Here is a 23,504-nt window from a genome sequence, read left to right on the forward strand (position 1 = left end):
CTAGGCGTTAGGGATCACCCAGGCATCCGAGACGGCCACATGCACCGTCTCGCCCACTGCAACCGGCTCGGTGCTGTCGATCAGCAACTCCTGCCCTTGTGTCGGCAAGGCCAGCCGCACCTCATGTACCGGGCCGCGATAGATGCTGCCCAACACGGTTGCCGGCAGGCCTGCCGACGATAGCCGCAGCGCTTCCGGCCGCAGCAATATTTTCAACGGGCCTGCCGGCGCGCCGGCACTCCGTGCGGCAACGCGATGCCCTGATATTTCGACCGTCGTGGCACCATTGGCATGGCCGATCGCCGTTCCCGAGACGATGGTTCCGCGGCCGACGAAACCGGCGACGGTTGCGTTGGCCGGCGCGCGATAGACCTCCTGCGGGGGTGCCGCCTGCAGTACCATGCCCTGGCTCAGGACTGCGACGCGGTCGGCAAGCGCCAGCGCCTCGGCCTGGTCGTGGGTGACGTAGACGATGGTGGCGCCGGTGCGGCGGTGGATATCCCTGAAGGCCTCGACCATCGACGCGCGCAAATGCATGTCGAGATTGGCCAACGGTTCGTCGAACAGGATGATTTTTGCCTCGGCGATGAGGCAGCGCGCCAATGCCACGCGCTGGCGCTGGCCGCCGGACAATTCCTCGATGCGGCGCTTTTCAAAGCTGCTGAGACCGACGACATCAAGGACCGCGCCGACGCGGCCGGGGATGCCGGCCTTTTTGACGTGCCGGGCCTTCAGCGGATAGGCGACGTTTTCCGCCACATCCATATGCGGCCACAGCGCATAGGACTGGAAGACGACACCAACGCCGCGCGCTTCCGGCGGCACCTGCCTCTGCGGATCGGCCACCACCGTCTCACCGAACAGTACGCGGCCTTCGCTGGGCGCTTCGAAGCCGGCGATCAGCCGCAGCATGGTGGTCTTGCCGCAGCCCGAGGGACCGAGCAGCGCGGTGAAGGAGCCGGCCGGGAAATCCAGCGAGACGGCGTCCAGTGCGGTCGTTTCATTGAAACGCTTGCTGAGGCCTTCTACCCTGATTGCGCTCATGCCTGTCCCGTCACCACGTTATTGCACTTATCCGCACACCAGCGCTCACGGCCGTTGTGCATCGGCCCGGCAATACGTTGGAAATCCGGCCCTGACAATGAGCGTGGTCGAGCATGATTGCTGGTCGAGCTTTGCTTGCGTCGAGCGCTACGCAGGCAAGGCCAGCAGCGCCAGCCCGGCCAGTGCTGAGCCGGCTAATGTCGGCAGCATGCCGATCTTCAGTTTCAGCATGGCGACCATCGCGGCTGCCGCCAGCAGTGCGGCGCGCCAGTCCAGCGACGACAGCACCGGCACCTCCATCCCGAGGCCGACACGTTGCACCGCGCCGAAAACGACGTGCAGCGCAAACCACAGAGCAAGGTTCATCACCACGCCGACGACAGCCGCCGTGATCGCGGTCAGCGCCGCCGACAGCGCCTTGTTGCCGCGCAGCGCCTCGATGTAGGGCGCGCCGAGAAAAATCCAGAAGAAGCAGGGCACGAACGTCACCCAGAGCGTCAGCAATGCGCCAAGCGATCCGGCGACGACTGGGCTTATGGTGCCGGCGTGCCGGTAGGCGGCGACGAAGCCGACGAACTGCAGCACGAGGATCAGCGGGCCCGGCGTCGTCTCGGCAAGGCCAAGGCCGTCGACCATTTCGCCGGGGGTGAGCCAGCCGAATGACGTCACGGCCGCCTGTGCGACGTAGGAGAGCGCTGCATAGGCGCCGCCGAAGGTGACCACCGCCATCAGGCTGAAGAAGCCGCCGAGCTGCGTCCACACACTGGCAGGACCGGTCAGCGCCAGGATCAGCACGACCGGTCCAAGCCAGATCGGCAGCCAGATCGCGATGGTGCGCGGCGCGTGCCATTTCGTCGGCCTGGTATGGGCAAGTTCGCCGCGCTCGAACATCAGGTCGACCGCGCCTCTGACATCGGGCAAATTGTCCTTGCCGTGTGCTGCTCCGGAAAAACGCGCAGGCGCCAGGCGATTGCCGATCCAGCCGGTCAGCCCTGCAAACAGGATGATCAGCGGAAACGGCAGCCTGGCGACATAGATGGCAAGGAAGGCGACCACAGCGATCGCCACCATCACCCGGTTCTTGAGCGCCCGTTTGCCGATGCGGATAACCGCCTCGACGACGACGGCCAGCACCGCTGCCTTGATGCCGAAGAACAGCGCCTCGATGACAGGGGCATCATTGTAGAGCACGTAGAAGATGCTGAGGCCCAACATGACCAACGCGCCGGGCAGCACGAACAGTATGCCGGCAACGAGGCCGCCGGCGGTCCGGTGCAGCAGCCAGCCGATATAGATCGCCAGCTGCTGCGCCTCGGGTCCGGGCAACAGCATGCAATAATTGAGCGCATGCAAAAAACGCTGCTCGCCGATCCAGCGCCGCTCCTCGACCAGTTCCTTGTGCATCAGCGCGATCTGTCCGGCCGGTCCGCCGAAGGAGAGCAGGCCGATCTTCGCCCACAGTTTTGTGGCTTGCCCGAAGGTCGGCGCTGGGGGCGCATCGACGCCATGAGCCTTTTCGCCAGCGGCAACGGCGCTCATGTTTTGCCCCCGCTCGGCCAGTTGTGGGTTTCGTCGGTGGCGTCGCGGCACCACCTGAAAAACGCGTCATAGAGCAGCATGCCGGCCTCGAGCTGTTCGAGATCGTCGCGGAACATGCGCGACAGGCCGAGCGATGCCGCGAGGAACCCCGCCGCCTGCGGTATGAGATCGAGGCGCGCCGTGTCGGCCGCACGCACGATCAAGGCAAGACGATCCAGCGCTTCGGACCGCAACCCGAATTCCTCGATCATGGTGTCGAAGGTGCAGCGCTCGCCGCGATGGCTCCAGAACACATCGTCGATGTCGAAGGGGATCGCCGCGAAACGGTCGGCGGCAGCCAGCACTTCGGGGGGTTCGACGAACAGGAACACCGCAGAGGGGTCCACGAAGCGGCGGATCAGCCATGGGCAAGCAATGCGGTCGACCTTGGGGCGGGCGCGCGTCACCCAGACCGTGCGGCCCTTGTCGTCGCCGCGCGGCATCTTCTCGGCCTTGACCAGAATTCCCTTGGCCGCCAGCCAGGCCTCGAAACCGCCTTCCAGGGATTCAGCAGTGATGCCCTCATGGCGCAGCCAGGCAGCGACGCCTTGCGAAAGTTTTTGGCCCCTTTGACAGATGACGACGACGTGGCGTCCGGCGAACTCGGCCGCCCAGGTGGAAACCGTCTTGAAGTCGCGCCGGGATGAGGCCGGAAGCAAGCGCGGATCGGCGTCATAATCCTCGTCGATGCGGACATCGACAAGGACAGGCCCGTCCGGCAGGCCGACGAGGCGGGAGAGTTGCGCTACGGTGATTGCGGTTGTTGACGGCATGGCGTCCACCTCCAGAGGGAGAGTTTGGACGCGATCGTTGGGCTGACGCCTCACGGGGTCGTCGCGAAGGGAACCCCTTGTCACTATGCTGGAATGATCCTTCGTGCTTGTCAATCCATAACCGGCTGTTCGTTTCAACGTCTTCAGCGCGAAGAAATTTGCCAAACCGCCACGCCAGCAAGAATGAGGCCGGCGAAACCTTCGATGCTTCTGGATACTATGTCGAACAAGCGTGGCCGGCTGTCGAAAAAATGCACCAAACAGGATCGACAACACCGCCACGCAGGACAAGGTCAGCGCCACGCCGGCCATCATGGTGACCGCAAACAGAATGCCGGCAAGCGGAACGCTTCTGGATATCGCGAAGGTCATCACGAACAGGGTCAGCGGGCATGGAATCAGCCCGGCCATGACCCCAACGGCTTCGCCCTCATGCTTATGATGGTGGCCGTGGCTCAATGCGCGCCACAACATCCAGACGCCGATCAGGCCAAGCAATCCACGGCTGACGTCTTCCAGCAGCGGCGCCCGGCCGACGCTTCCCAAGGCAATCAATACCAGCGGTAACGAGAATGCCGCGATTAGCACCGCTATCGTCACATGCGTGAAGGAGAGCGTCAGTGACACCAGAAGGCCGCGTGAAACCTTCGCGTCCGAACCGGCCAGATACGTGGCCAGGACGGCCTTGCTATGTCCTGGCGTCAGGGCATGCGCCGCACCAAACAGCACGCCCATCGGCAGAAAGGCAAGGAACGCAAGCCAGCCACCGCCAGCCGAGAGCAGCTTTATCTGATCGGCGAGCGCCAGGTAGATCGTGCGCTGGAATTCGACAAGCGTCTGGAGCATCAGCCTGGACCGGCAGAAGCGGGTGGTTTTCTGCGCACGTCAGTGTTGGTGGTCGCGGTGTTCGCCATGATTGTGGTCGTGAGGATGTGGATGCTCGTGCGCGTCATGTTCGCTCGAAAACCGGATGTTGGCAGTCGCGAGCGCAGGCATGTGTTCGAACAGTTCATTCTCCAGCGCTGTCGTGATCTTGTTTGCTTCCGCGAGTGGCAACGTTTCGTCCGCAGCGATGGCGATGTCGGCGTGCAACTTGTGGCCAATCCAGCGGGCCTTGGCATCGACGATGTGAGCACCTGGCACATGCTCGCCAGCATGATGAATTTCGGCCATCACACCCGGCTCGACGCCGTCGAGCATACGGGTGAGCACCGAGCGCGCCGACTGCCAGACGATAGCAAAAATGGCGACCGTGATGAGGAGCCCGATAATCGGGTCGGCCAGCGGAAATCCGAGCCAGACGCCGATAGCGCCAATGACCACGGCAAGGCTGGTGAGCCCGTCGGTACGGGCATGGTAGCCGTCAGCGACGAGCGCCGCACTGTTGATTTCCCTGCCGATGCGGATGCGAAACACCGCGACGGCCTCATTGCCGAGGAAGCCGACGATACCCGCCGCCGTCAGCCAGCCAAGATGCGTCACTGCCTGCTGATGGATCAGGCGCTCGATAGCCTGGTATCCCGCGACGATGGCGCTGAACAGAATGATCAGGACGATGACGATACCGGCGAGGTCTTCGACCCGACCCAGTCCATAGGTGAAGGTTGATGACGGCTTGCGCCTCGCCAGCATAAAGGCGACCCACAAGGGGATGGCAGTGGTTGCGTCTCCAATATTGTGAATGGTGTCGGCAAGAAGCGCCACACTGCCCGAGACAACCACCACGGCCATCTGCATTGCTGCCGTGACCGCCAGGATGACAAAAGACCATTTTATGGCCCAGATGCCCCGATCGGTCGTCGCGATGGTTGCATCGATGACGCCGTGTGTATGGCTGTGCGGACCGTGGTGGTCGTGATCGTGGCCGGCATGACCGTACGAACCGAAGCCTAACCAGTCGAGGGTGCGCCTGCTGAGATCGCTCATAGATACTTGGCCAACTGCTTGAGTTCCGTCAGCGAGTCGTGCGCTCCGCCCGCGGCGGTGTCGGTCAGGCAATGTTCGATATGATCGTGGATCAGTTCTCGCTTGGCGCTGCTTATGGCGCTTTCCACGGCATGGAGTTGCTGTGCGAGGTCAACACAGGAACGATGAGCTTCGAACATGGAGAGCACTGCCGCAAGGTGGCCTTGCGCGCGCTTTAGACGCTTTACGATAGCGGGATGCGACCGATGCGTGTTGTCTGTCATGCCAGTCGACTATCCCCCCCGGGGGGATGAGTCAATCTGCAGTCTGTGGTGGCGAGTTGATCTCGGGGGCGGCCCTATTGCGCCGTCCAGCCGCCATCCATCGGCAAGGTCGTGCCGGTGATCTGCCTGGCCGCGTCCGAGCACAGGAACAGCGTCAGCGCGGCAAGCTCCTCGACGGTAACGAATTCCTTGGTCGGCTGCGCTGCCAGAAGCACGTCGTGCTTGACCTGCTCCTCGGTCATGCCGCGTGCCTTCATCGTATCGGGGATCTGCTTTTCGACCAGCGGTGTCCAGACATAGCCAGGCGCGATGGCGTTGACGGTGATGCCGTCCTGAGCGACTTCGAGCGCCACAGTCTTGGTCAGGCCGGCAATGCCGTGCTTGGCCGAGACATAAGCCGACTTGAACGGCGAGGCGACCAGCGCATGCGCCGACGCGGTGTTGATGATGCGCCCCCATTTGCGCGCCTTCATGCCCGGCACCACGGCCTTGATCGCGTAGAAGGCGGCCAGCAGATTGATGCGGATGATGGCTTCCCACTTGTCGTCGGGAAACTCCTCGATCGGCGCGACGTGCTGGATGCCGGCATTGTTGACCAGAATGTCGAGGCTGCCGAAGGCAGCTTCAGCCTCGTGCACCATGGCGGTCACAGCCGAGCCGTCCATCATGTTGGCGCCGGAGTAACGGCACTTGACGCCAAAATCCTTCTCGATGCCGGCGCGCTCCTGTTCGATCGCCGCGGCATCGCCGAGGCCGTTGATGGTGACGTTGGCGCCTTCGGCGGCAAAGGCGCGGGCAATGGCCAGGCCGATGCCGCTGGTCGAGCCGGTGACGAGCGCATTCTTCGAAGACAGGGAACCCATGGAGATCTCGCGACTGGTGGGAGGAGCTTTGACGCAGATGGTTTGTGCATCGCAACATAACAATGGCATGACCATATGTCATTGCGATTACAATGTTGTGATCCTCCACGCGCGCCTTGCGCTGGCATCGAAGTGACACGACATGGCACTGTCATGCTGCCGCGCAACATAATCGTCCTGCACGTCCGCAAGATCGTTCCTGAACCGATGGGTGAGCAATTTGGAAATCGCCGATGTCGTGAAGCGCGCCTATGCGATGCCGCTGACCAACCCGTCCTTCCCGCCCGGCCCGTATCGCTTCTTCGACCGCGAATACGTCATCATCACCTACCGCACGACGCGCGAGGCGCTCGAAGCCCAGCGCAATCAGCAAGGCAATGCCAAGCAGGATCCACGGCACGGTCTTCGCCACCGCCAGATCCTGACTGAGCGCGTAGCCGACATAAATGACACCGACGAGCACCAGCACGCCGAAGGCCGGCAGGAACCACTTCGCGCCGCCTGATCGATTGAGCGGGTGGTCCGGTCTCGGAATACCCGCCTCGCTAGAAACAACGTCCACCATCGTCCCACTCCGTTTGCACTGCAGCAAAGAACCACGGGTGACGCTATGGCTGGACGAAGAAGCTGATGTGACGGCTATTGTCTTTTCGATCGCGCAAGGGGCGCAGCAGCGCCGGAATTTGACCCGCCCGCTTGCATCGCCCTGATGGAACTATCCCGCAATCTCGAGCAGCGCCGATACGAGCAAGCGGCGTTCGTCGGCAGAAAGCACGTCGGAATCGAAGAGGTTCATGCTGCGCATCCCTTCGATGGCCAGAAAACAGACCAGCAGCGTCTTGAGGTCCGGTGTCTCGCTCTTCAGCCGCTGCAGAAGCTGCGACTTGAAGGCTTTTATCGGCGTCAGGAAATCCGGATCCTCGGCGATCGCCGAGAACATCCACGAGGCCGCCGGCTTCGGTTCCTCGCAATCAGCCGCGGAGAGCCGGATATAGGTGGCAAGCAGGCTCTCGCCGCTGGCGCCGGCGACGCGGCCCGATTCCAGCGCCAGTTCGAAGGCGCGCAGGTAATTCTCCACCAGGCCCTGCATCAATTTGGCCTTGGTCGGAAAATTGTAAAGCAAGCCGCCTTTCGACACGCCGGCGCGGCTGGCGACGGCATCCAGCGACAGGCTGCCGGGGCCGGCCTCGCGTGCTACGTCGGCAGCGGCGGCGAGTATCTTGTCGCGCGAATTTGCCCTTCGGGTCTTCATCGGTCCCTTCCCCCACACGAGCCTAGGCGGAATTGACAAGACCGTCCAGACGGTACAGTAAGTTCGCCGCCATTTGTAATCGGGACCTGCCCGTGGATAGGTGTCCCGAAATTCGACTATTTTGCCGGACACCAGCCGAGGGGTCAGTTCGTGAAGCGCTTCATCTCTATCACAGCAATTCTGCTTCTGCTCGCTCTGGTGTGCGTCGGCGTCGTCGGCTTCAACCTGTTCCGTGACAGCGCCATCAAACAGTATTTTGCCACCATGAAGCCGCCGGCGACGACCGTGTCGACGGTTGTCGCCAAGCCTTCCGACTGGACGCCGGGCGTCGAGGCGATCGGCACGGTGCGCGCCGTGCGCGGCGTCGACCTGACCGTCGAGACCAGCGGCGTCGTCAAGGAGATCCTGTTTCACGCCAATCAGAAGGTTGCCGACGGCGCAGTCCTGCTGCAGCTCGACGACGCCGTCGAGCGCGCCGATCTCGAAGCAACGAAGGCGCAAGTGGCGGTCGTCCAGACGGCGCTGGAGCGCGCCATCGAACTGCAGAAGCGCGGCGTTAATCCAGAGGCTACGCTCGACACGGCACGTGCAACCGCAGCAGCCACCGAAGCCCAAGTGGCCAAACTGCAGGCGGTGCTCGACCAGAAGCAGCTGACGGCGCCGTTCGCTGGCACCGTCGGCATCCCCAAGATCGACCTTGGCCAGTATCTTTCGCCCGGCAACGCAGTGGTGACCTTGCAGGATCTGGACACTATGCGGGTCGATTTCACGGTGCCCGAACAGCAGCTGCCGCTGCTCAAGATCGGCCAGACCGTGCGGCTCGGCCTCGGCGGCAGCGGCGGCGGCGCCGACATGCCGTTTGCCGGCGCCATTCGCGGCATCGACCCCAAGATCGACGCTTCTAGCCGCCTGGTGTCCGTCCGGGGCGAAGTCGCCAACCCTGATGGCAAGCTGACGCCCGGCCAGTTCGTCCAGGTTCGCGTTGAGCTGCCGCAGGAAAAAAATATCCTGTCCTTGCCGCAGACGGCATTGACGTCGAGCCTGTATGGCGACTTCGTCTTCGTGGTCGTTCCGGCAAAGCCCGCCGAGGCGGGCGCGGCTCCGCCGGCACAGGCCGAGGATCAGAAGCCGGCCGCCGACAAACCGGCCGACGATGCCGCAAAGCCGCAGGCCGAAGCCGCCAAGCCCGCCGCCGACGCGGCGAAGTCCACGGACAACGCCGCCGACAAGCCCGCCGCTGCCGACGCCGGCAAACCGGCCGCTGAAGAGGAGAAGCCGGCGCTTGTCCTGTCGCAGGTGTTCGTGAAGCCCGGCCGCCGCAACGACGGCATGGTCGAGATCGTGGAAGGCATCAAGGCCGGTGACGAAGTCGTCACCGCCGGCCAAAACCGTCTCTTCAACGGCATGTCCGTTGCTGTCGACAACACCATTGACCCCAGCAAGTCGGCGAACCAGCAGGCTCAGCAATGAACGTTTCCGACATCTTCATTCGCCGGCCGGTGCTCTCCACCGTGCTGGCGTGCATGATCCTGCTCCTGGGTTTCCAGGGCATCTTCAACCTGTCGATCCGGCAATATCCCAAGGTCGACGAGACGGCGATCACCATCACGACCGCCTATCCCGGCGCCAGTGCCGACCTGATCCAGGGCTTCATTTCGGCGCCGATCGCGCGCGCCGTGGCCTCAACCGAAAACATCGACTACGTCACCTCGTCGAGCCGGCCGTCTTCGAGCACCGTGGTCGTGCAGATGAAGCTCGGCTCCAACCCCGATGTCGCGCTGACCGAGGTGCTGTCCAAGGTGCAGGGCGTGCGCGGTACCTTGCCTGATGCCTCGAAGGACCCGGTCATCGTCAAGGGCACGGGCCAAGAGTTCGCGATGATGTACATTTCGATGCAAAATCCGAACATGAGCAAGGAGCAGCTCACCGAATATATCGAGCGGGTGGTGCGGCCGCGCATATCGACGGTGGAGGGCGTCGCCGACGTGCAGATCTTCGGCGCCGAGGAATATTCGATGCGGGTCTGGATCGACCCGATCAAGCTCGCCGCGCGCGGCGTTACAGCGGCCGAAGTGCTGACCGCTATCAACAACTCCAACTTCCTGTCCGCGCCCGGCAACACCGAGAACGAATATGTCGTGTCCTCGATCACCGTGCGCTCGACATTGCAGACGCCGGAGGCCTTTGCCGAGCTGCCGCTGCGTTCGGTCGATGGCCAGGTGGTACGGTTGCGCGACGTCGCGCGCGTCGAACTCGGCGCGGAGAGCACCGACACCAGGGTGAGCTTCAACGGCAAGCCCGGCACCTTCCTCGCCATCTTCCCGACGCCAGCCGCCAACCCGCTGACCACAGCTGCGGCGATCACCAAGATCGTGCCGGTGATCCAGGACACGCTGCCGAAAGGCATGACCATCGAGGTCGTCTACGATTCCACCGAGCAGATCAGCGCTTCGATCGACGAGGTGTTCAAGACGATCGCCGAGGCGGTTGCCATCGTCATCGTGGTCATCCTGCTGTTCCTCGGTTCGTTCCGCTCGGTAATGATGCCGATCGTGACCATCCCGCTGTCGCTGGTCGGCGTCTGCTTCCTTTTGTTTGCGGTGGGATATTCGATCAATCTTCTGTCGCTGCTGGCCATGGTGCTGGCCATCGGCCTTGTCGTCGACGACGCCATCGTGGTGGTGGAGAACATCCATCGCCACATGGAGGAAGACCAGATGTCGCCGATGCAAGCCGCCTTCAACGGCATGCGCGAGATTTTCTCCGCCATCGTCGCCATGACCATTACGCTGGCCGCCGTGTTCGCGCCGCTGGCCTTCACCGGCGGCCTGACCGGTGCGCTGTTCCGCGAGTTCGCGGTGACGCTGGCCGGATCGGTGGTGCTGTCCGGCGTCATTGCCGTCACCATCACGCCGATGATGGCGGCGCGCCTGCTGAAGGCCGGCGCCCCCGGCCGCTTCCAGCGCATCGTCGACGGCACCTTCAGCCGTGTCGAGCACGTCTACGAGCGGGCGGTCACCGCCTCGTTGAGAAATCGGCCGGTGACGCTGCTGATGGTCGTGGCGCTGGTTGCGCTCACCGGCTTCATGTTCACCAAGACTTCAAGCGAACTGGCGCCGGAAGAGGACCAGGGCTTCCTGCTGTCGATCGTGACGGCACCGCGCTATGCGACATCCGACTACACCGAGACCTATGTCAACCAGATCCTCGGCCTGGTGAAGGACATTCCTGAAACCAGGGCGCAATTCTCCGCCGTCGCCTTTGGCGGCGCGACCAACGGCGCCTTTGTCGGCTTCGCCTTCAAGGATTGGGCCGAGCGTCAGCGCAGTTCAAAGGAGCTTCAGGCCGACATCCAGGGACGTCTCGCCAAGGTCGCCGGCGTCGAGGCTTTCGTCTTCGCGCCGCCGACGCTGCCCGGCTCCGGCGGCGGCCTGCCGATCTCCATGGTGGTTCGCTCGACCGGCGGTTCGGCCGAGGTCTACGAGGCGGCCGAGCAGATCAAGAACAAGGCGCAGGCCTCCGGCCGCTTCATCGTCGTGCAGAACTCGATGTCCTTTGACGCGCCGCAGGTGACGGTGACCATCGACCGCGACCGCGCCGCCGCCCTCAACCTGCCGATCGCCGACATCGGCCAGACGCTGACGCTGTTGGTCGGCGGCGCCGAAGTGGCGCAGTTCGACCGCGACTCCAACAGCTATGACATCATCCCGCAAGTGCCGCAGGAATTCCGCGACAATCCCGACAAGCTCGGCGAATATTTCGTGCGCAGCGTGACCGGCGAGATGGTGCCGCTTTCGGCGGTGGTAAAGATTTCGACCAACGCCTCGCCGGCCGCGATCGAGCAGTTCAACCAGCTGAACTCGGCGACGATATCAGCGCTGCCGCTTCCAGGCGTCACCACGGGCGACGGGCTGCAGACCCTGGAGAACCTTGCCAAGGAGAGCTTGCCCGAAAGCTTTTTCATCGATTATTCCGGCCAGTCCCGGCAGGAGAAGGAACAGGGCAACACGATCCTGATCGCGTTCGCGGCCGCCGTTATCGTCATCTACCTGGTGCTGGCGGCGCAGTTCGAAAGCTTCCGCGATCCGCTGATCATCATGATGGCGGTGCCCCTGTCGATCTTCGGCGCCATTGTGCCGCTCAATCTGGGGCTTGGAACGCTTAACATCTACACGCAGGTCGGCCTGATCACACTGATCGGCCTGATCACCAAGCACGGCATTCTCCTGGTCGAGTTCGCCAACCAGCAACGGGAGAAGCACAAGATGTCGCGAAGGGAGGCCATCATCGCCTCAGCCAAGGTGCGCCTGCGGCCGATCCTGATGACGACGGCGGCAATGGCGCTCGGCGTCGTGCCGCTGATCGTGTCCAGCGGCGCGGGTGCGGCGGCGCGTTATTCGATGGGCCTGGTGATCTTCACCGGCATCCTGGTCGGAACCATGTTCACCCTGTTCGTGGTGCCGATGTTCTACACCTTCATCGCCAGCAAGGACCTGCCGCATCATGCCGAGAAGCCGGACCCGAATCTGATGCCGGTGCCTGTCGACTGAACTGCGAAGACACCGCCGAACAAACAAAGAGGCCGGAAAAATCCGGCCTCTTTTTTGACTGGATTGATTACCGCGAAGCTCAATGAAGCTTCAGGCGGGAGCTCGCTGTGCAGCTGCGCCGCACGACCGCTCCAACCGCAGTCTGCTACTTGACGATGACGATGCTGGTGTTGGTCGGGCCGAAGGTTTCAACCAGCTGGTAGAAGTCGGCGGCATTGTCGGGATGCAGCCGCACGCAGCCATGCGATGCCGGCTGTCCCAGCCGCTTGATGGCGTTGGTCGCATGCACGGCGTAGCCGCCGCTGAAGAACACCGAATGCGGCATCGGCGCGTTATCGTATTTCTTCGAGTACCACATCTCATGCATGCGGGTCGGCTTGAACGAGCCGGTCGGCGTGACATGCGCCCTGTCGCCGGTCGAGACCTTCCAGGCGAAGGTCGGCCGGCCGTCGACCAGCACTTCCATGGTCTGCTGCGACAGCGAAACACGCGCCACGATCTGGTTTGCCGCAGCATGGGCGGCGCTGTTGGCGGCGCCAAGCAGGATTGCGGCGCCGGCAGCGGCGACGGTGACGTTGATGAGTTTGGCGGAAATGGCTCTGTACATGATGGCTCCCCTTTTGCCGGCCCGGCCAGCGTCAATTCGATGACCGCCTTATCCCTGCGTCATGTTTCTGGCTGACTTCGCTTGATGCTCGTTTGTGTTTCGAATCTGTTTCCTCTGGTTAACAAGCAAGGGTCGATCAAGGGAGGAGCCGAGGGGTGCTTCCTGTCTGCCCGGCTCACTCTCGATCATGACCCCAGCCACCAACGAAAGTGCGAATATCCTTTATATGAAAGGAGTTTAGCTACCCTCGAAACCGACTTGCAACAAAGCGCGGCCCGGGCGGCATGATCTGGTTACAGGCCAACGGCACAGTCATCCCCAACGAGAACAGCCGGCGCGAAACGAAAATGAGCATCAGATCGACCACCCTGTCCTGGCTTTTCAGGATCAGCATTGCCGCATTTGTTGTCGGCGGCATCGGCACAGTAGCCGGCACCCCGATGACGAAACTGGCGGTCATGAATTCGGGTGAGGTTTCGACGCTGCATGCCGCGCTGTTCATAGCCTTGGTCTGGATTGTCTCCAGTCTGCGCATCAACCGCCTCAAGGCCTTCTGGCGGGTCGGCCTTGGGTTGAAGTGGATGCGCGGCCCCTCCGGCAACTTGCTGCCGAGAGGACCGAAGGCCCGCGCCGCAGCGGGGGGCTCCGTGGGCGGCGCGGGCACTTCGGGTTTATCCTGAAGCACCCGCGGTTTTTGATTTTTGGGGATACCGATGAAGACGAAATCTGCTGCCACGGTGCTTTCGGCACTGCTCTACGCACAGGGCCTGCTCGGCTTTGCCGGTCTCGCCACAGTTCTCCTGAAGGACCGCGCGCAGGCTTCCAGCGACATCGTGGTCGCCAGCGAATTGCCGTCGGGACCATCGCTTCTGGTGGTGCGCTAACGCCTATGCATGCCGCCCAAAATTGCGCCGCGGTTTTGGGCGAGCCGCGTAACAATCCAGCCTTACTGCTCTCAGTCGGCGCGCTGCGTCGGCGGGTCGAACCGGTAACCGGCGCCGCGTATGGTGATGATGGTTTCGGTGTCGAGCTTGCGGCGCAGCCGCACGATGCGCGAATCGATCGAGCGGTCGAAGGCATCGGCATTTTCCGCCGGCGCTGCCGCAATGATGTCGTCGCGCGTCAGCACCTTGCGCGGGCTGGCCAGAAACAGCCTGAGCAACGCCACCTGGCCTGGCGACAGCTGCTCTTCCGCACCCGAGCGGTGCATGACGATGGCCGACCGCAAATCGACGGTGGCATTTTCCAGCACGATCAGTTCCTGGGCAGACCTGCCGCGTCGCGTCAGCAGGCCGCCAATGCGCGCGGCAAGCTCCCGGACATTGAGCGGGCTTTCAACGACGTCGGCGGCGCCAAGCTCGAGCGCCAGCACCTTGTCGACCAGATCGGCCGGTCGGCAGATCAGGATGAAATCGGGCCCGGCCTTCCCGTCCACGCTCTTGCCGCCGCCATAACGCCTGAGCAGGTCCCGCCCCTCCGCCTGGCTGACGCTGTCACCGACGATGACGACGTCTATGCCTCCGGCCGAGAGCAGGGATTCGGCTTCCCAGGGCTGCCGCGCCTCGCGCACGTCATGGCCACGCCGGTCGAGATGGTCGGCGAGATCGCCGGCCACCACATCGGCGACGGAAATCAGCGCGATGACGGATCGTGCAGCCATATTTTCTTCCCCTGCCCCTGCAACCGGATATGAGTGCTGGACATCATGTTTATACCCAATCTACTTTCTGCTGAAAGCGGGAGCGAGGCCATAGTGCGGGCACGAATTGTCATCGTCGAGGACGAGCCCGATCTCAGGGACGCGGTCGCCGAGTATCTCGGCGCCAATGGTTACGATGTGACCCAGGTCGGAAGCGCTGCCGAGGCGCGCACCTTGCTGGAGACCGAAGCGTTCAACCTGGCCATCCTCGACATCGCCATGCCCGGCGAGGATGGCCTGTCGCTCGGCCGCTGGCTGCGCTCGAAAATGCCGATCGGCATCATCTATGCCACGGCTGCCGGCACCGCGCTCGACCGCATTGTCGGGCTGGAGCTTGGCGCCGACGACTACATCGTCAAGCCCTATGAATTGCGTGAGGTGCTGGCCCGTGTCCGCTCCGTGCTGCGCCGGGTTCCGCAACCGAGCCCGCCGCAGGCCGCGAAGGCGCAAGCCGATGGCGGGCGCCGGCTGAGCTTCGGTCAATTCCAGGCTGACCTCGACGGCAGGCTTGTCACCGGCGCCAACGGCACCGTCATCGACATGGCCAAGAGCGAGTTCGACGTGCTGGAGGTTTTCCTGACCCGTGCCAACCGGCTGTTGACGCGGGCGGCGATCTCCGAGGCGATCGGCTTCGTCGAAGACCCGGAATCGTCGCGTGCGGTCGACATCCGCATCATGCGGCTGCGCAAGAAGATCGAAGCCGACCCGGCCAATCCAAAATTTTTGCGCACGGTGCGCGGCGAAGGCTATATCTTCTCGCTGCCGACCGGCGACGGACACTAGCAATTCAAGGAAAAAAGTGCGTAGCGGTTTTCCGCCCGGAATTGCGTCGGAACAAAGAGATGGAACGGGTGCACCGTTCTAGAGCCCTACCACCCACGGCCTTGTATAGATGGCTGACATGACCGCTGACCCAGCACGCATGGACCTGAAGGGCGTTCGCCAGGGCGCCGCGATGGCGGCCGTGCGTGTCGTGCGCCGGCTGCGCGAAGCGGGTGACTGGCAGCGCGAGATGGACACCATCCTGGAGACGCTGTGCGTCGCCATGCACTGCCAGCGGGGTATTCTGTTCAGGCTGCGCGAGCTGCCCGGCCAGGGTTTTGCCCAGTCGGTCGCCGCCTACTGGATCGACCCGCGCTTCGGCGGCGAGCTGGCCTCACCGACAGTGATCATGCAATCGATCGTCGACAACGACCCGCTGCTGGAGCGGGTTGCGGAGGACGAACGGCAAGGCAAGATCTTCGCCGGCCACACGCGCAACCTCGACGGTTTCCTCAGGACCGATTTCGAAAAGCAGCACATCAAATCGTTCCTGTCGGTGTCGGTGTTCGCCCACGGCCATCTGTGGGGCACGCTTGCGGTCAATGACTGCGTCAATGAGCGTGAGTGGACCGATGAGGAAGAGGCGGCGCTGCACATCATCGCGCTTGCCATCGGCGACGCCATCGAGCGGTCGCCGTCGGATGCCCATGCCAGCGAAGTCATTCGCCGCACCATGCTGCAGGCCTCGCTCGACGCCATCATCGTCATCGACGAGACCGGCTCGATCATCGAATTCAATCCGGCCGCCGAAAAGATGTTCGGCTTCCAGCGCAGCGACATTCTCGGCAAGGACCTGCTCGATACGGTGGTGCCGGAATATTATCGCAAGGGCTACGTGTCGGGGGCCGAGTACATGTCTGGCCGCGGCGCGCCGATGGTCGGCCAGCGGCTGGAGACGGTGACCCAGAATGCGGCCGGTGAGGTGTTTCCCATCGAGCTGACCGCGACCGAGATGCGGGTTGCCGACCGCCACCTCATCTTCGGCTCGATCCGCGACCTGCGCGACAAACTGCGCGCCGAGGAAGAGATCAACCGCCAACGCGAGAAACTGCACCAGAACGAGAAGATGGCGGCGATGGGTTCGCTGCTGGCCGGCGTTTCGCACGAGCTCAACAACCCGCTCGCCGTGGTCGTCGCGCAGTCGACGCTGCTGCACGAATTCGCCACCGACCCGCAAACCAAGGTGCGCGCCGAGAAAGTGCGCGCCGCCGCCGAGCGATGCGGCCGCATCGTCAAGAGCTTCCTGTCGATGGTGCGCCTGCATCCGGCGGCCCAGGCCGAGACCGATCTCAACCAGGTGATCCGCGCCGCACTCGAAGTGACAGCCTATGGCGCGCGCTCGAGCGGCATCATCATCGACACCGATTTCGCGCCCGGCCCGCTGCTGGCGATGGCCGATGCCGACCACGTGACGCAGGTGGCCGCCAATTTCCTGATCAACTCCCAGCATGCTCTGGCCGGCATTGGCGGCGACCGCCTGATCAAGGTGCGGACATTCCGCAGCGACCGCGGCAATCCCGGCTTTTCGGTCGAGGACAATGGACCGGGCATTCCGGAGGCGATCCGCGGCCGCATCTTCGAATCCTATTTCACCACCAAGCCGGTTGGCGTCGGCACCGGCATCGGCCTGTCGATCTCGAAGTCGATCATCGAGCGGCACAATGGCAATGTCTGGTTCGAGGAGGTGCTGCCGCGCGGCGCGCGCTTTGTCGTCCAGCTGCCAGCGATCAGCAGCGGTGCGGCCACGGTCGGCGACAGCCCGGCCCGTTCGAGCGGCTTGCGCCACGCACTGATCATCGACGACGAACCCGACGTCGCCGGCTCGCTCTCCGACATTCTGGAATTGATGGGCATCAAATCGCGGATCGTGCCGGTCTGGACATCGGCGGCGACAACCCTGAGTGACCACATGCCACCCGACATCGTCTTTTCCGACCTGCGTATGCCCGGCATCAGCGGCATCGCCATCTACCGCGAGCTGCTGGCCGAGAAGTCGGCGCTCGCCAAACGCTTCGTGCTGGTCACCGGCGACCTGATCGGCGCCAAGGCCGAGATCGAAGCCTTGCCGGCGCAACAGCGGCCGCAGATCCTGGAAAAGCCGTTCTCGACGCTCGACGTCCGCGGCGTCCTCTCCGCCATCGCTGACCAGGTCGCCGCCGCCGGCTGATTTTTCTTTCCGGGGCCACCCCAGAGCCAGTCGAGATTCAGGTCAGGCCGAGTCGAGAATGGCGGCTTCCGAGAACCGGAGCGGAGCGCCATCCGCAGGCCGGCCTCACCTGAATATCGCCTAGCCCGGAAAAAAAAGAGGCTCCCGACCGGCAGGGCGGCGGGAGCCAGGAAGGAGCGCGGGAGGAAGCGCTCGGGAGGTTCAAAAAACGTTGGGTGTCGTGGTCAGCGGCGCGGCGTTGGCAATCATGCGGATGGCACGCGCCTTGTGCACGCCGGACTGGGCGGCGATGACGCGCAGGCACTCCGCGCTCTCGGCGCCCCAGGCCTGGCCCTTGCAGGCAAAATCGATTTCCGGCACCGGCAGCCGGGCGGTCTTGATGGTGGTCGGCGCGCCATCGACGACATTGGCCGGCGGGTTGAGCGATGCGAAGGCCGGACCGGAAGCCGGCGTCAGGAACAGGACGGCAAGCGCGCAGGCGCCCAGCATCGAGAACATCACGACCGGATGGTCGCTGGCTCGCTGGCGCAGTGCTAGTCTGGCGCGCTGTTCATTGCTGGCGATCTCGGCTTTCGTATACATGTTGCTCCCCTTCGCTTTTTTATGAAACGAACCTAAGCGCACCTGGTAACGGGCGAATGATGCGCTTGGCTTGCCCGCGTAACAGGTTTGAAACAAGAAATTCGGGCATGTCCGGGCAAATCCGGTCATGTGCCGACGGCAGGGTTCGTTTGCGGTGCTGTTTCATGCGCGCAATCAAAACGTTGACGACAGGCGGGCCGTGAACGCAGCAAAGCCTATTGTTGGCCAGTTGAACTATGAACAAGCTCACACTGCGGATTGAATTTGCGACGGCAGGCATTTTTCGTCTTGAGCGAGGCCCGGTTTTGCCGGTGCGGCACCGTCGTACCCACATGCGGGACGGCCATTTCACGACCCTGGTTAACGCCCGGATTTTCCGAGATTTTCTTCGCTCGCGGTGGCTTCAGATCGACTCTATTGATCTGTTCTGAAAGTCTATTATTTCCGCAAACCATTGCATTTCAATGCAAAATATGATTTTATTGAATGAGTATTCAACAAAAGAAGAGCTTCCCATGAACCCGCACCTCCGTGACGTGGCGATCCCCAATGATTGGGACCGGCGGGGCCTGCCGGGCTGGGCTTATCATTCCGACGCGCTTCTCGAACTCGAGAAGGAATACGTCTTCCGAAATCATTGGCAGATCGCCGGCCATATCTCCGACGTGCCGAATGCCGGCGACTATCTGACCATGGACGTGGTCGGCGAGCGGGCGCTGATCGTGCGCGGCAAGGATGGCGTCGTGCGCGCCTTCAACAATATGTGCCGGCATCGCGGCAGCCGCGTCGTCGCCGACAGCCAGGGCACCTGCAAGAACGCGCTGGTCTGCCCCTTCCACGGCTGGGTCTACAATCTAGACGGCACGCTGCGCGGCGCCGCCCGGCCGCGCTCCTTCCCCGAACTCGACAAGACCGAATTCGGCCTGATGCCGCTCGACCTCGAAGTCTGGATGGGCTTTATCTTCATCCGCTTTCGCAAGGGCGGCCCACAGCCTTCGGTGGCCGAACTGCTGAAGCCGATCGAAGCAGAGATGGCTCACTACAATGTGGCCGAGATGATGCCGTCCTGGGGTATCTGGACGCAGAAGTCGCCGGTTAACTGGAAGTCGGTGCGCGACGTCGACAACGAAGGCTACCACGTCGCCATGGCGCATCCGGCGCTGCAGGATCTCTACGGTGCGACCTATTTCGACGAGCCGTTCATCAACGGCGTGTCGCGCTCCTTCGCCACCTACAATCCGCATGCCGGAAGGCGCTGGAGCGTGCGCGAATACATCAAGCTTGCGCCCGACGCGTCGCATCTGCCGGAGCATCTGCGCAGGGCCTGGATCTATTACGGCATCTTCCCCAACAACGCGCTGTCGATCATGCCGGAATCGGTGCAGTTCTATCAGGAGTTCCCGCTGTCGACCGGGCAGACGCTGCTGCGCGGCGCCATCTACCGCTACCCCGACGAGACGCGCGAACAGGCCGCGGCCCGCTATCTCGCCTATCGCATCGACCGCGACACCATGAACGAGGATGTGCAGCTTTCCGTGTGGTCGAACGAGTCCATGATCTCGGACGCCTTCGAAGGTTTTTATCTCTCCGACCTCGAATACGGCGTGCGCACCCACCACGACCATCTGCGCAAGCAGATTCCGGTTTTGGGCCTGGAGACGGCACCTGAGGAAAAGGACATGTGGAACCTCAACGAGGCCATGCGGTCGCAGGTGTAGGGCTTTTTCCCTTCTCCCCGTTTCACGGGGAGAAGGTGCCCGAAGGGCGGATGAGGGGCAGCGCCATCATCTCGCTATTGGTTGCTGAACCCTAACCCCGGCAAGCGCCTGCACCAAAGTCTCGCAAGCCGGCGCCGCCCCTCACCTGCCTGCCGGCATCCTCTCCCGTAGAACGGGGGGAGGAACGCTATCACCCCTGCCAAACCCCTTCTTTCCTCAGATCATCCATGGTCCGCGAAATGCCTTCACGCAGGATGGCGACCATGTCGTCGATCTGCGCGCGCGTAATGATCAGCGGCGGCGACATCACGCACATGTTGATCAGCGGCCGCACCAAAAGGCCGAGTTCATGGCAGTGCGCGTCGATGCGCTTGCCGACATCCTTGTCGAGTTGCAGCGGATCCTTGCTTTCGCGATCGGCGACGCATTCGACGCAGCCCATCAGACCCATGCCGCGGACTTCGCCGACCAGCGGCAGTTCCTCAAGCGTCTTCAACTGCGCCTGGAAATAGGGCGCGACCTCGCGCGTATGGGCAAGCACGCTGTCTTCGAGGATGTCGAGGTTCTTCAGCGCCACGGCGCAGCCGATCGGATGGCTGGTGTAGGTCAGGCCATGGCCGAACAGCGCGTCGGGATGGTTGGAGCGGCGCATTTCCTGAAGCAGCCGCTCCGAGATGATGACGCCGCCGAGCGGGAAATAGCCTGAGGTGACGCCCTTGGCGAAGATGATCATGTCGGGGTCGATGCCGAACGCATCGCCAGAGGCAAAGACATGGCCGAGCCGGCCGAAGCCGGTCACCACCTCGTCGGAGATATAGAGGATGTCGTTGTCCCTGCAGATCTCGCGGATGCGCTTGAGATAGCCATCCGGCGGCACGACGACGCCACCCGATGCCTGCACCGGCTCGCCGACGAAAGCGCCGATCTTCTCAGGCCCGACGCGGGCGACCGTGTCGCGGAACTGATCGACCAGGAAATCGGTGAAGGCGGCGATATCAATGCCTTTCGGCCGCCGGAACGGGTCGGGCGAGGACAGTTTGACCACCAGATCGTCGGCGCCGTCCATCCAGTCGCGGTCGCGCGGCCGGCCATTGAGCGAGGCCGACAGATAGGTCGAGCCGTGATAGGCGCCGCCGCGGCTGAGGATCAGCTTCTTTTCCGGCCGTCCGCGCACATTGTTGTAGAACTGCATGAAACGCAGCGCCGTCTCGACAGCCGACGAACCGCCGGTGGTGAAGAAGGTATGGCTGAGATCGCCCGGCGCATGATCGGCAATGCGCTTGGCGAGTTCGGCCGAGGGCGCATTCATCGTGTACCAGGGCGTGTTGTAGGACAGCATCATCGCCTGGTCGTACATCACCTGGGCCAGTTCCTCGCGGCGGTGGCCGACATTGATGCACCACATGCCGGCCGGTCCGTCGATCAGCCGCTTGCCTGTCACATCGGTGATGTAGATGCCGTCGCCTTCGCCGATCAGCGCGCGTGCTTCATTGCCGACCGAGCCGGCATAAGGCCAGGGCTGGACAAGATGGCGCTTGGCCAACTCGACCGCATCGTCGTCACCAGCCATCTCCATCGCTCTTAGGTCTCTTGCAGCCGCCATCATTGCCTCGCAGGTCTGGAGCGTAATTTTCGCCGGACACGAAACGAAGCGCCAAGCGTTGAAAAGCGGGCTTTCTTCACTTCATTTTGAATGTCCGTTCAATCAATATTGCAGAAATAGCGCTTGATTTCAATCCACGGATGCGCTCATGATGAAAGAAAGCCGGCAAGCTTGGAGCGCGGCCAGAAATCGCGCTCCGCAAAAAATTGGGAACAGGCAGCCGGCCCGGTCAATGGGAGCATCATGGCGGGACACGAGCCAGCAACCGAGATCACGCCCGGAGCGCTGCAATGACGGCGGCTGCCGAAGGGTCGCCCGTATTCGGCATGACGCGGGCCAGGCGAAACGCCCTTCTGCAGTCCGAATCCGTTCAGGGCTTTGCCCTGATCAGCCCGACCTGCGTCTACGCTTTGATCCTGCTTGTGCTGCCGATCCTGGTGGTGCTCGCCCATTCGTTCTGGACGCAGCACTACCTCGACATCGACCACACTTTTACACTGGAAAACTACCGCATCGCGCTGACCGAGCCGATCTACCGCGATCTCCTCTGGCGCTCGCTCTACATCTCGCTGACGGTAAGCTTCTTTACCGTCATCCTCGCCTATCCGATCGCCTATTTCATTTCCTTCCACGGCGGCCGCCACAAGAGCCTGTGGCTGTTCCTGATCACCATCCCGTTCTGGACCAGCTATCTGCTGCGCGTGATGTCGTGGAAGGTGATCCTCGGCTATAATGGCGTGCTCAATTCCGGTCTGATGGGCCTCGGCATCATCGACGAACCGTCGACAGCACTGCTCTACAATTCCAGCGCCGTCATCATCACGCTGACCCATGCCTGGGCGGCCTTCGCCATCCTGCCGATCTTCGTCTCGCTGGAGAAGGTCGACCGCACGCTGGTCGAGGCGGCCACCGATCTCGGCGACGGCCCGCTGCGCTCCTTCCTGCGGGTGACGCTGCCGCTGTCGGCGCCGGGCGTCATTTCGGCGGCACTCATCGTCATGATCCCGACGGTCGGCGATTACGTCACCCCGAAGCTTGTCGGCGGCAAGGATGGCGTGATGATCGCCAACGCCATCCAGGCGCAGTTCGGCAAGGCCGCCAACTGGCCGCTCGGCGCGGCACTTTCGGTCACCACCATGCTGGTCGTGTCGCTGATGGCGGGCGCCACGGTGCTCATCATCCGCGCCATTCAGAGGCTGGCGCGATGACGGCGATGCGGCGCCTCCTTGCCGGCGGCTGGCTGACCGCCTACGCCTTCCTCTACATCGTCTTTCTCTATCTGCCCGTGATCTTCCTGCCGATCTTCTCGATCAACACCGCGCCGACGCCGAAGTTTCCCCTCACCGGCTATACGCTGAAATGGTACGAAGACCTGCCCAAGACGCCGGCACTGCTTGATGCCGCCTGGAACAGCCTGATCGTCGGCGTCTCGGCATCGGTGCTGGCGACGCTGCTCGGTATCCTCGCCGCCCGTTCCATCACCCGCTACCGCTATCCCGGCCGCCGCACCATCAACGGCCTGATCATGGCGCCGCTGGTGCTGCCGGAAATCATCCTCGCCATCTCCATGCTGCTGGTCATGCTGCAACTGGGCCTCAGCCTGTCGCTGTTCACCGTCGTGCTCGGCCATGTCCTGATCTGCATTCCCTATTCGATGACGGTGCTGACCGCAGGCTTCGAGGGCTTCGACCGCAGCCTTGAAGAGGCCTCCGCCGATCTCGGCGAAAGCGCCTTCGGCACCTTCCGTCGGGTGACGCTGCCGATGGTGGCGCCGGCGATCATTTCCAGCCTGCTCGTCTGCTTCACCATCTCGCTCGACGAGTTCGTCATTGCCTTCTTCCTGACCGGAACCGAGACGACGCTGCCGATCTATATCTGGGGCCAGTTGCGCTTCGCCGCCAAGCTGCCGGGCGTGCTGGCGCTGGGCACGCTGCTCTTGGTTGCCTCCTTTGTCTTGATGACCGTTGCCGAAGTCCTGCGCCGCCGTGCGGCCAAGCGCACCCAGAACGAGGGAGGCCTCTATGCCTGAGCCAATCCAGGCCGAACGGCCCCAAAAG

Annotated in this window: 21 protein-coding genes and 2 pseudogenes; 10 read left to right on the plus strand and 13 right to left on the minus strand. The window is 63.0% G+C overall.

The features are described 5' to 3' along the window. The 7 genes and pseudogenes from AC1D1N_RS00200 to AC1D1N_RS00230 form a co-directional block, all read right to left on the minus strand. The gene (locus AC1D1N_RS00200; protein WP_477346104.1) at positions 1-1,044 is read right to left on the minus strand and encodes an ABC transporter ATP-binding protein; all 1,044 of its coding nucleotides are present in this window, start codon (positions 1,042-1,044) and stop codon (positions 1-3) included. A gap of 147 nt (positions 1,045-1,191) precedes the next feature. Further along, on the minus strand, positions 1,192-2,583 hold the full coding sequence (chrA, locus tag AC1D1N_RS00205; protein WP_477346105.1) for a chromate efflux transporter: 1,392 nt from the start codon (positions 2,581-2,583) through the stop codon (positions 1,192-1,194). Then, the gene (locus AC1D1N_RS00210) at positions 2,580-3,395 is read right to left on the minus strand and encodes a chromate resistance protein ChrB domain-containing protein (protein ID WP_477347327.1); all 816 of its coding nucleotides are present in this window, start codon (positions 3,393-3,395) and stop codon (positions 2,580-2,582) included. The genes chrA and AC1D1N_RS00210 overlap by 4 nt, the downstream gene beginning before the upstream one ends. A gap of 462 nt (positions 3,396-3,857) precedes the next feature. Continuing rightward, positions 3,858-4,241: pseudogene (locus tag AC1D1N_RS00215) on the minus strand (HoxN/HupN/NixA family nickel/cobalt transporter); the annotation flags it as partial. Positions 4,242-4,280: 39 nt separating this feature from the next. After that, the gene (locus tag AC1D1N_RS00220) at positions 4,281-5,321 is read right to left on the minus strand and encodes a cation diffusion facilitator family transporter (protein ID WP_477346106.1); all 1,041 of its coding nucleotides are present in this window, start codon (positions 5,319-5,321) and stop codon (positions 4,281-4,283) included. Beyond that, positions 5,318-5,584 (minus strand): metal-sensing transcriptional repressor, encoded by a 267-nt coding sequence (locus AC1D1N_RS00225; RefSeq protein ID WP_352557694.1) that lies wholly within the window; start codon positions 5,582-5,584, stop codon positions 5,318-5,320. Before AC1D1N_RS00225 ends, AC1D1N_RS00220 begins: the two co-directional genes overlap by 4 nt. A gap of 74 nt (positions 5,585-5,658) precedes the next feature. Continuing rightward, complete coding sequence (locus tag AC1D1N_RS00230) at positions 5,659-6,447, minus strand: 3-hydroxybutyrate dehydrogenase (protein ID WP_477346107.1); 789 nt, start codon at positions 6,445-6,447, stop codon at positions 5,659-5,661. Between the two features lie 220 nt (positions 6,448-6,667). Between AC1D1N_RS00230 and AC1D1N_RS00235 the strand changes: the two are divergent. Then, positions 6,668-6,805: pseudogene (locus AC1D1N_RS00235) on the plus strand (acetoacetate decarboxylase); the annotation flags it as partial. A 357-nt stretch (positions 6,806-7,162) separates the two neighbouring features. Here AC1D1N_RS00235 and AC1D1N_RS00240 read toward each other — a convergent pair. Continuing rightward, positions 7,163-7,699, minus strand: coding sequence for a TetR/AcrR family transcriptional regulator (locus AC1D1N_RS00240; RefSeq protein WP_436261641.1), 537 nt, complete (start codon positions 7,697-7,699; stop codon positions 7,163-7,165). Positions 7,700-7,849: 150 nt separating this feature from the next. On the opposite strand from AC1D1N_RS00240, the gene AC1D1N_RS00245 reads away from it, so the two are divergent. Together AC1D1N_RS00245 and AC1D1N_RS00250 are read left to right on the plus strand one after the other, a co-directional pair. After that, positions 7,850-9,169, plus strand: coding sequence for an efflux RND transporter periplasmic adaptor subunit (locus tag AC1D1N_RS00245; protein WP_477346108.1), 1,320 nt, complete (start codon positions 7,850-7,852; stop codon positions 9,167-9,169). Next, on the plus strand, positions 9,166-12,249 hold the full coding sequence (locus tag AC1D1N_RS00250; protein ID WP_477346109.1) for an efflux RND transporter permease subunit: 3,084 nt from the start codon (positions 9,166-9,168) through the stop codon (positions 12,247-12,249). Before AC1D1N_RS00245 ends, AC1D1N_RS00250 begins: the two co-directional genes overlap by 4 nt. 145 nt (positions 12,250-12,394) lie before the next feature. Here AC1D1N_RS00250 and AC1D1N_RS00255 read toward each other — a convergent pair whose 3' ends face one another. Both AC1D1N_RS00255 and AC1D1N_RS00260 read right to left on the minus strand, forming a co-directional pair. Further along, positions 12,395-12,856, minus strand: coding sequence for a L,D-transpeptidase (locus AC1D1N_RS00255; RefSeq protein ID WP_352585316.1), 462 nt, complete (start codon positions 12,854-12,856; stop codon positions 12,395-12,397). A 241-nt stretch (positions 12,857-13,097) separates the two neighbouring features. Next, the gene (locus tag AC1D1N_RS00260) at positions 13,098-13,592 is read right to left on the minus strand and encodes a hypothetical protein (RefSeq protein WP_477346110.1); all 495 of its coding nucleotides are present in this window, start codon (positions 13,590-13,592) and stop codon (positions 13,098-13,100) included. On the opposite strand from AC1D1N_RS00260, the gene AC1D1N_RS00265 reads away from it, so the two are divergent. Further along, positions 13,570-13,740 (plus strand): hypothetical protein, encoded by a 171-nt coding sequence (locus AC1D1N_RS00265; RefSeq protein WP_185970250.1) that lies wholly within the window; start codon positions 13,570-13,572, stop codon positions 13,738-13,740. The two genes, AC1D1N_RS00260 and AC1D1N_RS00265, sit on opposite strands and share 23 nt — an antisense overlap. Positions 13,741-13,811: 71 nt before the next feature. Here the strand turns inward: AC1D1N_RS00265 and AC1D1N_RS00270 are convergent, their stop codons facing one another. After that, positions 13,812-14,516, minus strand: a complete 705-nt coding sequence (locus AC1D1N_RS00270) for a winged helix-turn-helix domain-containing protein (RefSeq protein WP_477346111.1) — start codon at positions 14,514-14,516, stop codon at positions 13,812-13,814. Between the two features lie 45 nt (positions 14,517-14,561). Between AC1D1N_RS00270 and AC1D1N_RS00275 the strand changes: the two genes are divergently transcribed. Both AC1D1N_RS00275 and AC1D1N_RS00280 read left to right on the plus strand, forming a co-directional pair. Then, positions 14,562-15,338 carry a response regulator gene (locus AC1D1N_RS00275; RefSeq protein WP_203279116.1) on the plus strand — a complete coding sequence of 259 codons (777 nt, stop codon included), beginning with the start codon at positions 14,562-14,564 and terminating at the stop codon, positions 15,336-15,338. 118 nt (positions 15,339-15,456) lie between these two features. Continuing rightward, positions 15,457-17,544, plus strand: a complete 2,088-nt coding sequence (locus AC1D1N_RS00280; protein WP_477346112.1) for a GAF domain-containing sensor histidine kinase — start codon at positions 15,457-15,459, stop codon at positions 17,542-17,544. 201 nt (positions 17,545-17,745) lie between these two features. Here the strand turns inward: AC1D1N_RS00280 and AC1D1N_RS00285 are convergent, their stop codons facing one another. Next, positions 17,746-18,126, minus strand: a complete 381-nt coding sequence (locus AC1D1N_RS00285) for a hypothetical protein (RefSeq protein ID WP_477346113.1) — start codon at positions 18,124-18,126, stop codon at positions 17,746-17,748. Between the two features lie 236 nt (positions 18,127-18,362). Between AC1D1N_RS00285 and AC1D1N_RS00290 the strand changes: the two genes are divergently transcribed. Together AC1D1N_RS00290 and AC1D1N_RS00295 are read left to right on the plus strand one after the other, a co-directional pair. Then, complete coding sequence (locus AC1D1N_RS00290) at positions 18,363-18,557, plus strand: hypothetical protein (RefSeq protein WP_477346114.1); 195 nt, start codon at positions 18,363-18,365, stop codon at positions 18,555-18,557. Between the two features lie 84 nt (positions 18,558-18,641). Continuing rightward, positions 18,642-19,844, plus strand: a complete 1,203-nt coding sequence (locus AC1D1N_RS00295) for an aromatic ring-hydroxylating oxygenase subunit alpha (protein ID WP_477346115.1) — start codon at positions 18,642-18,644, stop codon at positions 19,842-19,844. A 190-nt stretch (positions 19,845-20,034) separates the two neighbouring features. Here AC1D1N_RS00295 and AC1D1N_RS00300 read toward each other — a convergent pair whose 3' ends face one another. After that, positions 20,035-21,447, minus strand: a complete 1,413-nt coding sequence (locus tag AC1D1N_RS00300) for an aminotransferase (protein ID WP_477346116.1) — start codon at positions 21,445-21,447, stop codon at positions 20,035-20,037. 290 nt (positions 21,448-21,737) lie between these two features. Here AC1D1N_RS00300 and AC1D1N_RS00305 point away from each other — a divergent pair, with 290 nt between their 5' ends. Continuing rightward, entirely contained in the window at positions 21,738-22,655 is a 918-nt protein-coding gene (locus AC1D1N_RS00305; protein WP_477346117.1) for an ABC transporter permease, read from the plus strand. Next, entirely contained in the window at positions 22,652-23,476 is an 825-nt protein-coding gene (locus AC1D1N_RS00310; RefSeq protein ID WP_436261651.1) for an ABC transporter permease, read from the plus strand. Before AC1D1N_RS00305 ends, AC1D1N_RS00310 begins: the two co-directional genes overlap by 4 nt. The last annotated feature ends 28 nt before the right edge of the window (positions 23,477-23,504 follow it).

The organism is Mesorhizobium sp. P2_B5, assembly GCF_056404775.1.

Excerpts from the sequence above, each read along its gene's own strand:
- AC1D1N_RS00290 (WP_477346114.1), top strand. The coding sequence starts at position 18,363 with ATGAACAAGCTCACACTGCGGATTGAATTTGCGACGGCAGGCATTTTT.
- AC1D1N_RS00250 (WP_477346109.1), top strand. The coding sequence starts at position 9,166 with ATGAACGTTTCCGACATCTTCATTCGCCGGCCGGTGCTCTCCACCGTG.
- AC1D1N_RS00270 (WP_477346111.1), bottom strand. The coding sequence starts at position 14,516 with ATGGCTGCACGATCCGTCATCGCGCTGATTTCCGTCGCCGATGTGGTG.
- AC1D1N_RS00240 (WP_436261641.1), bottom strand. The coding sequence starts at position 7,699 with ATGAAGACCCGAAGGGCAAATTCGCGCGACAAGATACTCGCCGCCGCT.
- AC1D1N_RS00220 (WP_477346106.1), bottom strand. The coding sequence starts at position 5,321 with ATGAGCGATCTCAGCAGGCGCACCCTCGACTGGTTAGGCTTCGGTTCG.
- AC1D1N_RS00305 (WP_477346117.1), top strand. The coding sequence starts at position 21,738 with ATGACGGCGGCTGCCGAAGGGTCGCCCGTATTCGGCATGACGCGGGCC.
- AC1D1N_RS00255 (WP_352585316.1), bottom strand. The coding sequence starts at position 12,856 with ATGTACAGAGCCATTTCCGCCAAACTCATCAACGTCACCGTCGCCGCT.
- AC1D1N_RS00230 (WP_477346107.1), bottom strand. The coding sequence starts at position 6,447 with ATGGGTTCCCTGTCTTCGAAGAATGCGCTCGTCACCGGCTCGACCAGC.
- AC1D1N_RS00275 (WP_203279116.1), top strand. The coding sequence starts at position 14,562 with ATGTTTATACCCAATCTACTTTCTGCTGAAAGCGGGAGCGAGGCCATA.
- AC1D1N_RS00285 (WP_477346113.1), bottom strand. The coding sequence starts at position 18,126 with ATGTATACGAAAGCCGAGATCGCCAGCAATGAACAGCGCGCCAGACTA.
- AC1D1N_RS00210 (WP_477347327.1), bottom strand. The coding sequence starts at position 3,395 with ATGCCGTCAACAACCGCAATCACCGTAGCGCAACTCTCCCGCCTCGTC.
- AC1D1N_RS00295 (WP_477346115.1), top strand. The coding sequence starts at position 18,642 with ATGAACCCGCACCTCCGTGACGTGGCGATCCCCAATGATTGGGACCGG.
- AC1D1N_RS00300 (WP_477346116.1), bottom strand. The coding sequence starts at position 21,447 with ATGGCGGCTGCAAGAGACCTAAGAGCGATGGAGATGGCTGGTGACGAC.
- AC1D1N_RS00310 (WP_436261651.1), top strand. The coding sequence starts at position 22,652 with ATGACGGCGATGCGGCGCCTCCTTGCCGGCGGCTGGCTGACCGCCTAC.
- AC1D1N_RS00265 (WP_185970250.1), top strand. The coding sequence starts at position 13,570 with ATGAAGACGAAATCTGCTGCCACGGTGCTTTCGGCACTGCTCTACGCA.
- AC1D1N_RS00280 (WP_477346112.1), top strand. The coding sequence starts at position 15,457 with ATGACCGCTGACCCAGCACGCATGGACCTGAAGGGCGTTCGCCAGGGC.
- AC1D1N_RS00225 (WP_352557694.1), bottom strand. The coding sequence starts at position 5,584 with ATGACAGACAACACGCATCGGTCGCATCCCGCTATCGTAAAGCGTCTA.
- AC1D1N_RS00200 (WP_477346104.1), bottom strand. The coding sequence starts at position 1,044 with ATGAGCGCAATCAGGGTAGAAGGCCTCAGCAAGCGTTTCAATGAAACG.
- chrA (WP_477346105.1), bottom strand. The coding sequence starts at position 2,583 with ATGAGCGCCGTTGCCGCTGGCGAAAAGGCTCATGGCGTCGATGCGCCC.